Origin of the sequence: Bacillus sp. FSL M7-1345, from assembly GCF_038006985.1 — a bacterium.
GTDB classification, from domain to species: domain Bacteria; phylum Bacillota; class Bacilli; order Bacillales; family Bacillaceae_G; genus Bacillus_A; species Bacillus_A cereus_U.
On sequence record NZ_JBBOWG010000001.1, the window covers coordinates 247,501 to 259,672 of the forward strand.

Below are 12,172 nucleotides of genomic sequence, written 5' to 3' on the forward strand. Positions count from 1 at the left end.
TATCCTGAGTACGGCGGAACACGTGAAATTCCGTCGGAATCTGGGAGGACCATCTCCCAAGGCTAAATACTCCCTAGTGATCGATAGTGAACCAGTACCGTGAGGGAAAGGTGAAAAGCACCCCGGAAGGGGAGTGAAAGAGATCCTGAAACCGTGTGCCTACAAATAGTCAGAGCCCGTTAATGGGTGATGGCGTGCCTTTTGTAGAATGAACCGGCGAGTTACGATCCCGTGCAAGGTTAAGCTGAAGAGGCGGAGCCGCAGCGAAAGCGAGTCTGAATAGGGCGTTTAGTACGTGGTCGTAGACCCGAAACCAGGTGATCTACCCATGTCCAGGGTGAAGTTCAGGTAACACTGAATGGAGGCCCGAACCCACGCACGTTGAAAAGTGCGGGGATGAGGTGTGGGTAGCGGAGAAATTCCAATCGAACCTGGAGATAGCTGGTTCTCCCCGAAATAGCTTTAGGGCTAGCCTTAAGTGTAAGAGTCTTGGAGGTAGAGCACTGATTGAACTAGGGGTCCTCATCGGATTACCGAATTCAGTCAAACTCCGAATGCCAATGACTTATCCTTAGGAGTCAGACTGCGAGTGATAAGATCCGTAGTCAAGAGGGAAACAGCCCAGATCGCCAGCTAAGGTCCCAAAGTGTGTATTAAGTGGAAAAGGATGTGGAGTTGCTTAGACAACTAGGATGTTGGCTCAGAAGCAGCCACCATTTAAAGAGTGCGTAATAGCTCACTAGTCGAGTGACTCTGCGCCGAAAATGTACCGGGGCTAAATACACCACCGAAGCTGCGAATTGATACCAATGGTATCAGTGGTAGGGGAGCGTTCTAAGTGCAGTGAAGTCAGACCGGAAGGACTGGTGGAGCGCTTAGAAGTGAGAATGCCGGTATGAGTAGCGAAAGACGGGTGAGAATCCCGTCCACCGAATGCCTAAGGTTTCCTGAGGAAGGCTCGTCCGCTCAGGGTTAGTCAGGACCTAAGCCGAGGCCGACAGGCGTAGGCGATGGACAACAGGTTGATATTCCTGTACCACCTCTTTATCGTTTGAGCAATGGAGGGACGCAGAAGGATAGAAGAAGCGTGCGATTGGTTGTGCACGTCCAAGCAGTTAGGCTGATAAGTAGGCAAATCCGCTTATCGTGAAGGCTGAGCTGTGATGGGGAAGCTCCTTATGGAGCGAAGTCTTTGATTCCCCGCTGCCAAGAAAAGCTTCTAGCGAGATAAAAGGTGCCTGTACCGCAAACCGACACAGGTAGGCGAGGAGAGAATCCTAAGGTGTGCGAGAGAACTCTGGTTAAGGAACTCGGCAAAATGACCCCGTAACTTCGGGAGAAGGGGTGCTTTCTTAACGGAAAGCCGCAGTGAATAGGCCCAAGCGACTGTTTAGCAAAAACACAGGTCTCTGCGAAGCCGTAAGGCGAAGTATAGGGGCTGACACCTGCCCGGTGCTGGAAGGTTAAGGAGAGGGGTTAGCGTAAGCGAAGCTCTGAACTGAAGCCCCAGTAAACGGCGGCCGTAACTATAACGGTCCTAAGGTAGCGAAATTCCTTGTCGGGTAAGTTCCGACCCGCACGAAAGGTGTAACGATTTGGGCACTGTCTCAACCAGAGACTCGGTGAAATTATAGTACCTGTGAAGATGCAGGTTACCCGCGACAGGACGGAAAGACCCCGTGGAGCTTTACTGTAGCCTGATATTGAATTTTGGTACAGTTTGTACAGGATAGGCGGGAGCCATTGAAACCGGAGCGCTAGCTTCGGTGGAGGCGCTGGTGGGATACCGCCCTGACTGTATTGAAATTCTAACCTACGGGTCTTATCGACCCGGGAGACAGTGTCAGGTGGGCAGTTTGACTGGGGCGGTCGCCTCCTAAAGTGTAACGGAGGCGCCCAAAGGTTCCCTCAGAATGGTTGGAAATCATTCGTAGAGTGCAAAGGCATAAGGGAGCTTGACTGCGAGACCTACAAGTCGAGCAGGGACGAAAGTCGGGCTTAGTGATCCGGTGGTTCCGCATGGAAGGGCCATCGCTCAACGGATAAAAGCTACCCCGGGGATAACAGGCTTATCTCCCCCAAGAGTCCACATCGACGGGGAGGTTTGGCACCTCGATGTCGGCTCATCGCATCCTGGGGCTGTAGTCGGTCCCAAGGGTTGGGCTGTTCGCCCATTAAAGCGGTACGCGAGCTGGGTTCAGAACGTCGTGAGACAGTTCGGTCCCTATCCGTCGTGGGCGCAGGAAATTTGAGAGGAGCTGTCCTTAGTACGAGAGGACCGGGATGGACGCACCGCTGGTGTACCAGTTGTTCTGCCAAGGGCATAGCTGGGTAGCTATGTGCGGAAGGGATAAGTGCTGAAAGCATCTAAGCATGAAGCCCCCCTCAAGATGAGATTTCCCATAGCGTAAGCTAGTAAGATCCCTGAAAGATGATCAGGTTGATAGGTTCGAGGTGGAAGCATGGTGACATGTGGAGCTGACGAATACTAATAGATCGAGGACTTAACCATATAATATGAAGCAAATGTTATCTAGTTTTGAAGGAATATACCTTCAATAGTTTGGTGATGATGGCAGAGAGGTCACACCCGTTCCCATACCGAACACGGAAGTTAAGCTCTCTAGCGCCGATGGTAGTTGGGACCTTGTCCCTGTGAGAGTAGGACGTCGCCAAGCTATTTACATCATCGCGGGGTGGAGCAGTACGGTAGCTCGTCGGGCTCATAACCCGAAGGTCGCAGGTTCAAATCCTGTCCCCGCAACCAAATGGTCCCGTGGTGTAGTGGTTAACATGCCTGCCTGTCACGCAGGAGATCGCCGGTTCGACCCCGGTCGGGACCGCCATTTTATATAAAGAAAAGAACGAAACAAGTTGTTTCGTATTTTTTTATTTGTTTTAACAAAAAAACTAATAAAGACAGTCAAACTATCCTTAGGAAAACTCCTAAGGACTTTTTTATATATTTAAAACCTGTATAATAAAGAGCAGAGAACATTGTGAGTAAAGTAGGTGAAGTCTGTGAGTAAATATGAAGTAACAACAAAATCTTCCGAAGAAACCCAACGATTATCAGAAAAATTAGGGGGACTTGTAAAGGCACAAGATGTAATTATTTTAGAAGGTGATCTTGGAGCTGGCAAGACGACTTTTACAAAAGGACTAGCAAAAGGTCTTGGAGTGAAAAGAGTCGTAAATAGTCCTACCTTCAATATTATTAAAGAATATAAAGGAAGATTCCCGCTATATCATATGGATGTGTATCGTTTAGCGGAAAGTGAAGAAGATTTAGGATTTGATGAGTATTTCTATGGTGAAGGGATTACAGTAGTAGAATGGGCTCATTTAATAGAAGCATTTTTACCGAATGAGAAGTTGCAAATTAGTTTATTCCATGCTGGAGATGATACAAGAAAAATTGTACTCGAGCCAATTGGAGATCGCTATATTAGATTATGTGAGGAGCTATTACAAGATGAAAGTACTAGCAATTGATACTTCAAATTACGTAATGGGTGTATCCCTTATTGAGGAAGGGAACGTGATTGGGGAAATCATTACAAATTTAACAAAAAACCATTCTGTACGTCTTATGCCAGCTGTAGAGAAACTGTTAAAAGAATGCGGTGTAAAACCGAAAGAATTGACTAAAATTGTTGTAGCAGCTGGACCTGGATCATATACAGGTGTTCGTATAGGTGTGACAGCTGCAAAAACATTAGCTTGGTCACTTCAAATACCAATTGTAGGTGTATCAAGTTTAGAAGTGGTGGCTGCAAATGGTACTAATTTTAATGGACTAATTTGTCCTTTATTTGATGGCCGACGTGGTCAAATTTACACGGGGTTATATACATATGAAGGAGAGCGTATAACTTCAATAGAAGAAGACCGAATTATTCTTATTGTTGACTGGTTGCAAATGTTAAAAGATAAAGAACAGCCTGTTTTATTTATTGGTAACGATGTTAAATTGCATAAAGAAACAATTGTAGAATATTTAGGTGATCAAGCTGTATTTGCTCCGTTCACTAAGAATAACCCAAGACCAAGTGAATTAGCATTTTTAGGATTACAAAAAGAAGAACAAGACGTGCATACGTTTGTTCCTAGCTATCTTCGTTTAGCTGAAGCTGAAACAAAATGGTTAGAAAGTCAAAAACAATAGGGGCCTACAGAAGATGGATATGATATTTAGAAAGATGGCACTCGATGATATTGCTCAAATTGTAGCTATTGAAGAAGCATCTTTTTCAACCCCTTGGACTGCAGATGCCTTTCACCGTGAATTAGAGATGAATGAACATGCACATTATGTCGTGCTAGAAAAAGATGGTCTCGTAATTGGATATTGTGGATTGTGGATAATTATTGATGAATCACATGTAACAAATATAGCTATCCTACCAGAATACAGAGGTCAAAAGCTAGGGGATGCCTTATTGAAAGAAGTCATTTCCGAAGCGAAAGGGTTAGGAGTAAAAACAATGACACTTGAAGTACGCGTGTCAAATGAAGTAGCAAAGCAGTTATACAGAAAATACGGATTTCAAAATGGTGGGATTCGTAAACGATACTATGCAGACAATCAGGAAGATGGTCTTGTAATGTGGGTGAATATATAATGGAAAAAAATACAATTATACTTGGTATTGAAACAAGCTGTGATGAAACAGCTGTAGCAGTTGTTAAAAATGGAACGGAAATCATTGCGAATGTCGTTGCATCGCAAATTGAAAGTCATAAGCGTTTTGGCGGAGTTGTACCAGAGATTGCATCCCGTCATCATGTAGAAGAAATCACAGTTGTGTTAGAAGAAGCTTTAAAAGAAGCGAATATCACTTTTGAGGATATTGATGCAATTGCTGTAACAGAAGGCCCAGGTTTAGTCGGAGCACTTTTAATAGGTGTAAATGCAGCGAAAGCTGTGGCTTTTGCTCATGATATCCCTCTAGTTGGTGTTCATCATATTGCTGGTCATATTTATGCGAACCGTTTAGTAAAAGAAGTACAATTCCCGTTACTATCGCTTGTTGTATCCGGTGGACATACGGAGCTTGTTTATATGAAAGAACATGGTTCATTTGAAGTGATTGGTGAAACGCGAGATGATGCGGCAGGAGAAGCTTACGATAAAGTAGCTCGTACATTATCAATGCCTTATCCAGGTGGTCCTCATATTGATCGCCTTGCGCATGAAGGAAAACCAACAATTGATTTGCCTCGTGCGTGGCTAGAACCTGATTCGTATGATTTCAGCTTTAGTGGATTGAAATCAGCAGTTATCAACACTGTGCATAACGCAAAACAGCGCGGTATAGAAATTGCACCAGAAGATTTAGCAGCAAGTTTCCAAGAAAGTGTAATAGATGTACTTGTAACGAAAGCGTCTCGTGCAGCAGATGCTTATAATGTAAAACAAGTGCTTCTTGCTGGTGGAGTAGCTGCTAATAAAGGGCTTCGTGCACGTTTAGCAGCAGAATTTGCACAAAAAGAAAATATAGAGCTAATTATTCCTCCTCTATCTTTATGCACAGATAATGCAGCGATGATTGCGGCTGCAGGTACAATTGCATACGAACAAGGAAAACGCGCTACATTAGCTTTAAATGCAAATCCAGGATTAGATATTGAAGCATAGTTATACACAAAATTAACCACAGATTGTGGATAAAAACCGTATTATCTGTTGATAATACGGTTTTTTTTGTGTACATAAAATGTGTATAACTTTTTGTGTGACTGTGGATAATGTGGAAAAGTTATTTGGGAGTTTATATTATAAAGGTGGATATGTGCATAACCTTGTGGATAACATAGGGGAAGTCTGACCTTTGTAGAAATTCTTTTTTGGGAAATAAAAACAAGGAGATGTCCAAAAAACATTTTGAAACATCCTCCACTTGTTATATAAGGTGCTACTATTGTCAATCCTTGTCGGTAAATCGATATTTCTTGTCGAATCGTTTATATAATTTTATTTACTATGGTATTGATTCCAAAAGAGAAAATAAAAAGGAGGTCATCTCGTCAAAAAGACCGACTTATGAGACATCCCCCTCTTTTAAATTCTCTTATATATGCAGTTCTTCCCATTCTGCCATACAAGCTTCAAGCTGTTCTTGCAGTGTTTGTTTTTTAGTTGTAATTTCACTAGCCTTTTCATAATCTGCATATATTTCTGGTAAGCAAAGCTGATCTTCTAACGTAGCAATTTCTTCTTCTAAGCCTACGATATTTTGTTCCAGTTCTTCAATTTTTCGAGTACGTTGACGCTCTAACTGTTTACGTTCTTTTTCTTCGAGATAATTTAATTTTTCTTGTGCCACCACTTTTTGAACAGGTACTTCATCTTCTTGCTCTAGTTCCGCACGTTCAATCATTTCATTTTTCTTTTCAACGTAATAATCGTAATCACCTAAATATTCTTGTGCACCTTCTGTTGATAACTCAACAACGGTTGTCGTTACGCGATTAATAAAGTAGCGGTCATGAGAGACGAATAGAAGAGTACCTGGGTAATCAATTAAAGCATTCTCCAAAATCTCTTTACTATTTAAATCAAGATGGTTTGTTGGTTCATCGAGAATTAATAAATTGGATTTTTGCATCATAAGTTTTGCAAGAGCTAGTCGAGCCTTTTGTCCACCACTAAGAGAAGATACTGGTTTGAGTACATCATCCCCTGTGAATAAAAAGTTGCCTAGTATAGTGCGAATTTCTTTTTCAGGTTGCAGGGGATATTCATCCCATAGTTCATTTAAAACTCGCTTCGAAGATGTTAAGTTGGCTTGTTCTTGATCATAATAACCAACAGATACATTTGACCCGAAAGCAACGTTTCCATGTAATAGCTGTAACTTATTCACAATGGATTTTAATAATGTAGATTTTCCAATTCCGTTTGGCCCAACTAAGGCAACACTGTCACCGCGAGTTAAGCGCATATTTACATGTTCAATAATCGGTTCCTGATAATAGCCAATAGTTGCATCTTTAACTTGTAAAACATCATTTCCACTTTGTTTTTCAATATCGAAGTGGAAGGAAGCTGATTTAGAATCGCCTAATGGTCTAGCTAATACTTCCATTCTGTCTAATTGTTTACGGCGACTTTGAGCACGTTTTGTCGTAGATGCACGAGCTATATTTTTTTGCACAAAGTCTTCCAGTTTAGAAATCTCATCTTGTTGTTTTTCATAACGCTTCATCTCTTGCTCGTATAGAGCTGATTTTGAGTCTAAATATTTACTGTAGTTACCAACAAATCGTCGGCTTTCCTTATTAGAAATTTCGTATACTTGTGTAACGAGTTTATCTAAGAAATAACGGTCATGGGAAACGATTAAAATCGCGCCGGGATAGCCTTGTAAATATTGTTCAAGCCATGTTAGTGTCTCAATGTCCAAATGGTTTGTAGGTTCGTCTAAAATAAGTAAGTCTGGTCTAGTTAATAATAATTTCCCAAGAGCTAATCGAGTCTTTTGTCCACCACTTAATGTGGAAATTGTCGTCTGATGCGTTTCAACTGGGAAGCCAAGACCGCTTAGAATCGAGCGTATATCCGCTTCGTACTGATAGCCGCCTTGATCTTTATAATCTAATTGTAATTGGTCATAATCAGCTAATAATTTCTCATATATAGCCGCATTTGAAAAGTTTTCTTCTTTTCCCATCTCTTGCTCTAGCTTTCGAAGTTTTGTCTCCATCTGCTGTAGATGTGTAAAGACGGTTAACATTTCATCCCAAATTGTTAAAGACGTTTCTAATCCGGTATTTTGAGCTAAATACCCCATTGAGACATCTTTCGGTTTTATAATTTCACCACCATCATGAGATAACTCGCCAGCTATTATTTTTAATAATGTAGATTTTCCGGCTCCATTTCGTCCGACTAATGCGATACGATCTTTTGTTTGTACTTCCAATTTTATGTTTGCAAGAATCGTTTCTGCACCGTATAATTTCGAAAGCCCATTCACTTGTAATAATATCAATGTTTTCACCTCAAATAATTTCTTAACTTTGCCATGTTTATATTTCTCAATCATACTAAAAATAGTGTATAGTTTAAAATAAAGAGAGAATACTTCTTCTCTTTATTATACAAGGAAATTCATGAGTACTAAACTTCTGTATTTGATTCAAGTATAAGAATAAAGATAGGAAGAGAGGAGAGGTTATATGGATCAGCAAAAAATTCCACAGGCCACTGCCAAACGATTGCCTCTATACTATCGATTTATCCAAAACTTATCTCTTTCTGGTAAGCAACGTGTTTCATCAGCCGAATTGAGTGAAGCGGTAAAGGTTGATTCCGCAACTATTCGAAGAGATTTTTCATATTTTGGAGCGTTAGGGAAAAAAGGATATGGATATAACGTAAATTATTTATTATCATTTTTCCGTGAAACACTCGACCAAGATGATATAACACGCGTGGCACTTATTGGAGTAGGTAATTTAGGGACCGCTTTCTTACATTATAATTTCACGAAAAACAATAATACAAAAATTGAAATGGCGTTTGATGTTAGTGAAGAGAAAGTTGGAACAGAAATCGGAGGAATTCCTGTATATCATTTGGATGAATTAGAAGAACGTTTATCAACTGATATACAAGTGGCAATATTAACGGTACCCGCTACAGTAGCGCAATCTGTGGCAGATAGATTGGCAGAAACGAACGTGCATGGTATTTTAAATTTCACACCAGCACGCTTAAATGTGTCAGAGAACATAAGAATTCATCACATTGATTTAGCTGTAGAGTTACAAACGCTTGTTTACTTTTTGAAGAATTATCCACAATAAAACGCAGAGGAGATGACCTCTGCGTTTTATTATTGTTTTTTCTTTGTGAATTTAACTAAGATAAGGCGAAGTGCCAAATTAAAATCAATTGTTGCCATAACTGCAAATAGTATTGTCCACATATTCCAGATTGTATCTGTTACGTTCGTAATGGCGAAGCGTGTAAAGATACATCCAAGAAGAAAGTACAATGCAGCCATGAACAATGGTGAGTTTCTCATACTAAAAATCCTCCGATAAAGCCTTGCATTTTTTCAGCTTCTTTAATCATTTCTTGAATTTGCTCATTACTTACTACAACTTGAGCAACTGCAACTAATGTATTCATTGCAACATGAGCTGCAATAGGAACTATAATTCGTTTCGTTTTTACGTATAAAAAGGCGAATACGAGCCCCATAGAAGTGTATACCAATAAGTGAGTAAAATCAAAATGAATCGCCGCGAATACAAGTGAACTAATGATAGCGGCAATAAAGAAGTTAAACTTCTTATAAAGTGTACCGAATAAAATTTTTCTAAATACGATTTCTTCCAAAATAGGTCCTATTATAGATATGACAATAAGGAACCAAGGTGTCGTTCTTGCGATGTCCATAAGTCTTGCTGTATTTTCAGATCCCGGTGTAATCCCTAATAAACGCATTTCGATCATACCGGCAATGCTTTGTGAGAACAGCGCTAAGAAGAAACCAATAAAAATCCACCCAATTGTAGCTGGAACAGTAGAGCGCATTTTATCTAAATGCCTGTCACGAATGTCTGTTCTGAGTAACCAAAGTACAACGCATAATGCAATGAAAAAGCTAATGATAGCCCAATGACCAGTTATGAGCTGAAGTTTTTCCTCTCTAGTAAATCCCCTATTATCGTATAGTCCAGTTTTCAGGAGAAGCGGTAACCCGGCAATGCCTGATAACTGCATTAAAATGTATGTAACGATAATCCACCAATATTGTTTTTTCAAATGGTTTAACCATCCTTTCTAACGCTAGTGTATGAGATAAGGTAGGATAACATGTAAATATGCTACCTACGATATAAACTTTCATTTGAATTATATTTTTTTTGTAAATAAGTATTTGAAAATAAAATAGGAGACAGGAAAAAGTTGTACGTTTAGCGAAAACAACTTAGGGTGTCTTTCATATTGTAACATACAAGAAGTGGGAACAACGATTCATATAGTAAAGGCAGTAGAAGAAGTAATGATATCTAGGAAAGTGCATAAGGTAATTTGCGAAAAAATTATGATTTTTTTACTTGCAAAAGAAATTGAGATTATTTATTATTAGAAGTGTGTTAGCACTCGTGTGACTTGAGTGCTAATAAATAAAATTTACATAACAAAATGAGGAGGTTATTGTTCATGCTAAAGCCATTAGGTGATCGCGTTGTAATTGAACTTGTTCAAGCAGAAGAAAAAACAGCAAGTGGTATTGTATTACCAGAAACTGCAAAAGAAAAACCACAAGAGGGTAAAGTTATTGCAGTAGGTACAGGCCGAGTGCTTGAAAATGGTGAGCGTGTTGCTTTAGAGGTAGCAGCAGGTGATCTTATCATCTTCTCAAAATATGCAGGTACTGAAGTGAAATACGAAGGTACAGACTACTTGATTTTACGTGAAAGTGACATTTTAGCAATTATCGGTTAATTATATACATTTTAAAAATCCAAGGGGGTCAATTATTATGGCAAAAGATATTAAATTTAGTGAAGAAGCACGTCGTTCGATGCTTCGCGGTGTCGACACTCTTGCAAACGCAGTAAAAGTAACGCTTGGACCAAAAGGTCGTAACGTTGTACTTGAGAAAAAATTCGGTTCACCACTTATTACAAATGACGGTGTAACAATCGCAAAAGAAATCGAATTAGAAGATGCATTCGAAAACATGGGTGCGAAATTAGTGGCAGAAGTTGCTAGCAAAACAAACGATGTAGCTGGTGACGGAACGACAACTGCAACTGTATTAGCGCAAGCTATGATTCGTGAAGGTCTTAAAAACGTAACAGCTGGTGCAAACCCAATGGGTCTTCGTAAAGGTATCGAAAAAGCTGTTACTGCTGCAATTGAAGAATTAAAAGCGATTTCTAAACCAATCGAAGGTAAATCTTCTATCGCACAAGTAGCTGCTATTTCTTCGGCTGACGAAGAAGTAGGTCAATTAATCGCTGAAGCAATGGAGCGCGTTGGTAACGACGGCGTTATTACTTTAGAAGAATCTAAAGGATTCACAACAGAATTAGACGTAGTAGAAGGTATGCAATTTGATCGTGGATATGCATCTCCTTACATGATTACTGATTCTGATAAAATGGAAGCAGTTCTTGATAACCCATACATTTTAATTACTGATAAAAAGATTTCTAACATCCAAGAAATCTTACCAGTATTAGAGCAAGTGGTACAACAAGGTAAACCACTTCTTATCATTGCTGAAGATGTAGAAGGCGAAGCGTTAGCTACATTAGTAGTGAACAAACTTCGTGGTACATTCAATGTAGTAGCTGTTAAAGCTCCTGGATTTGGTGACCGTCGTAAAGCAATGCTAGAAGATATCGCAATCTTAACTGGTGGCGAAGTAATCACTGAAGAATTAGGACGTGACTTAAAATCTGCTACAGTTGCATCTTTAGGACGCGCTGGTAAAATTGTTGTAACGAAAGAAAACACAACTGTAGTTGAAGGTATTGGAAACACAGAACAAATCGAAGCTCGCATCGGTCAAATCCGTGCGCAATTAGAAGAAACAACTTCTGAATTCGATCGTGAAAAATTACAAGAGCGTCTTGCGAAACTTGCGGGCGGCGTAGCAGTAATTAAAGTAGGTGCAGCAACTGAAACTGAGTTAAAAGAGCGCAAACTTCGCATTGAAGATGCACTTAACTCAACTCGTGCAGCAGTAGAAGAAGGTATCGTTGCAGGTGGTGGTACTTCACTTATGAACGTATACACAAAAGTAGCTTCTATCGTAGCTGAAGGCGACGAAGCAACAGGTATCAACATCGTACTTCGTGCACTAGAAGAGCCAGTTCGTCAAATCGCAATCAACGCTGGTCTAGAAGGATCTGTAGTTGTAGAGCGTCTAAAAGGCGAAAAAGTAGGCGTTGGTTTCAACGCAGCTACTGGCGAATGGGTTAACATGCTTGAGTCTGGTATCGTAGATCCAGCTAAAGTAACTCGTTCTGCACTTCAAAACGCAGCATCTGTTGCAGCTATGTTCTTAACAACTGAAGCTGTAGTTGCTGACAAGCCAGAACCAAATGCACCAGCAATGCCTGACATGGGCGGCATGGGCATGGGCGGTATGGGCGGAATGATGTAATTCCGTTCTCCCGAAAAACATCCACTTCTATA

10 protein-coding genes, 2 tRNA genes and 2 rRNA genes (1 of these 14 cut by a window edge) are annotated in these 12,172 nt (G+C 40.4%); 11 read left to right on the forward strand and 3 right to left on the reverse strand.

Features of this window, described 5'->3' with window-relative positions:
• The 8 genes from MHB76_RS01450 to tsaD all read left to right on the forward strand — a co-directional run.
• A 23S ribosomal RNA gene (locus tag MHB76_RS01450) occupies positions 1-2,512 on the forward strand (it extends 410 nt beyond the left edge of the window).
• Between the two features lie 50 nt (positions 2,513-2,562).
• Positions 2,563-2,678, forward strand: a 5S ribosomal RNA gene (gene rrf / locus MHB76_RS01455).
• Between the two features lie 12 nt (positions 2,679-2,690).
• Positions 2,691-2,767, forward strand: a tRNA-Met gene (locus tag MHB76_RS01460).
• 3 nt (positions 2,768-2,770) lie between these two features.
• Positions 2,771-2,846: transfer RNA gene (locus MHB76_RS01465), tRNA-Asp, on the forward strand.
• 175 nt (positions 2,847-3,021) lie between these two features.
• A complete protein-coding gene (gene tsaE / locus MHB76_RS01470; protein ID WP_078175180.1) occupies positions 3,022-3,495 on the forward strand; it encodes a tRNA (adenosine(37)-N6)-threonylcarbamoyltransferase complex ATPase subunit type 1 TsaE in 474 nt (157 codons plus the stop codon).
• Positions 3,476-4,168, forward strand: coding sequence for a tRNA (adenosine(37)-N6)-threonylcarbamoyltransferase complex dimerization subunit type 1 TsaB (tsaB, locus tag MHB76_RS01475; RefSeq protein WP_002124827.1), 693 nt, complete (start codon positions 3,476-3,478; stop codon positions 4,166-4,168). Before tsaE ends, tsaB begins: the two co-directional genes overlap by 20 nt.
• Before the next feature lie 13 nt (positions 4,169-4,181).
• Entirely contained in the window at positions 4,182-4,625 is a 444-nt protein-coding gene (gene rimI / locus MHB76_RS01480; protein ID WP_002159529.1) for a ribosomal protein S18-alanine N-acetyltransferase, read from the forward strand.
• Positions 4,625-5,641: a tRNA (adenosine(37)-N6)-threonylcarbamoyltransferase complex transferase subunit TsaD gene (gene tsaD / locus MHB76_RS01485; protein ID WP_002009991.1), complete on the forward strand. Its 1,017-nt coding sequence runs from the start codon at positions 4,625-4,627 to the stop codon at positions 5,639-5,641. The genes rimI and tsaD overlap by 1 nt, the downstream gene beginning before the upstream one ends.
• Before the next feature lie 433 nt (positions 5,642-6,074).
• On the opposite strand, the gene MHB76_RS01490 is transcribed toward tsaD, so the two are convergent.
• A complete protein-coding gene (locus MHB76_RS01490; protein WP_106408342.1) occupies positions 6,075-7,997 on the reverse strand; it encodes an ABC-F family ATP-binding cassette domain-containing protein in 1,923 nt (640 codons plus the stop codon).
• A 187-nt stretch (positions 7,998-8,184) separates the two neighbouring features.
• On the opposite strand from MHB76_RS01490, the gene MHB76_RS01495 reads away from it, so the two are divergent.
• Entirely contained in the window at positions 8,185-8,814 is a 630-nt protein-coding gene (locus MHB76_RS01495) for a redox-sensing transcriptional repressor Rex (RefSeq protein ID WP_000372704.1), read from the forward strand.
• A gap of 29 nt (positions 8,815-8,843) precedes the next feature.
• On the opposite strand, the gene MHB76_RS01500 is transcribed toward MHB76_RS01495, so the two are convergent.
• Together MHB76_RS01500 and MHB76_RS01505 are read right to left on the reverse strand one after the other, a co-directional pair.
• The gene (locus tag MHB76_RS01500) at positions 8,844-9,035 is read right to left on the reverse strand and encodes a YdiK family protein (RefSeq protein ID WP_001246201.1); all 192 of its coding nucleotides are present in this window, start codon (positions 9,033-9,035) and stop codon (positions 8,844-8,846) included.
• Positions 9,032-9,781 (reverse strand): CPBP family intramembrane glutamic endopeptidase, encoded by a 750-nt coding sequence (locus tag MHB76_RS01505; protein WP_002009988.1) that lies wholly within the window; start codon positions 9,779-9,781, stop codon positions 9,032-9,034. Before MHB76_RS01505 ends, MHB76_RS01500 begins: the two co-directional genes overlap by 4 nt.
• A gap of 402 nt (positions 9,782-10,183) precedes the next feature.
• Between MHB76_RS01505 and groES the strand changes: the two genes are divergently transcribed.
• Both groES and groL read left to right on the forward strand, forming a co-directional pair.
• Positions 10,184-10,468: a co-chaperone GroES gene (groES, locus tag MHB76_RS01510; protein WP_002009985.1), complete on the forward strand. Its 285-nt coding sequence runs from the start codon at positions 10,184-10,186 to the stop codon at positions 10,466-10,468.
• Between the two features lie 37 nt (positions 10,469-10,505).
• Positions 10,506-12,140 (forward strand): chaperonin GroEL, encoded by a 1,635-nt coding sequence (groL, locus tag MHB76_RS01515; RefSeq protein WP_078175181.1) that lies wholly within the window; start codon positions 10,506-10,508, stop codon positions 12,138-12,140.
• Positions 12,141-12,172: the final 32 nt, after the last annotated feature.

Coding starts and splice junctions, on each gene's coding strand:
- groL (WP_078175181.1), top strand. CDS start 10,506: ATGGCAAAAGATATTAAATTTAGTGAAGAAGCACGTCGTTCGATGCTT.
- rimI (WP_002159529.1), top strand. CDS start 4,182: ATGGATATGATATTTAGAAAGATGGCACTCGATGATATTGCTCAAATT.
- MHB76_RS01500 (WP_001246201.1), bottom strand. CDS start 9,035: ATGAGAAACTCACCATTGTTCATGGCTGCATTGTACTTTCTTCTTGGA.
- groES (WP_002009985.1), top strand. CDS start 10,184: ATGCTAAAGCCATTAGGTGATCGCGTTGTAATTGAACTTGTTCAAGCA.
- tsaD (WP_002009991.1), top strand. CDS start 4,625: ATGGAAAAAAATACAATTATACTTGGTATTGAAACAAGCTGTGATGAA.
- MHB76_RS01495 (WP_000372704.1), top strand. CDS start 8,185: ATGGATCAGCAAAAAATTCCACAGGCCACTGCCAAACGATTGCCTCTA.
- tsaB (WP_002124827.1), top strand. CDS start 3,476: ATGAAAGTACTAGCAATTGATACTTCAAATTACGTAATGGGTGTATCC.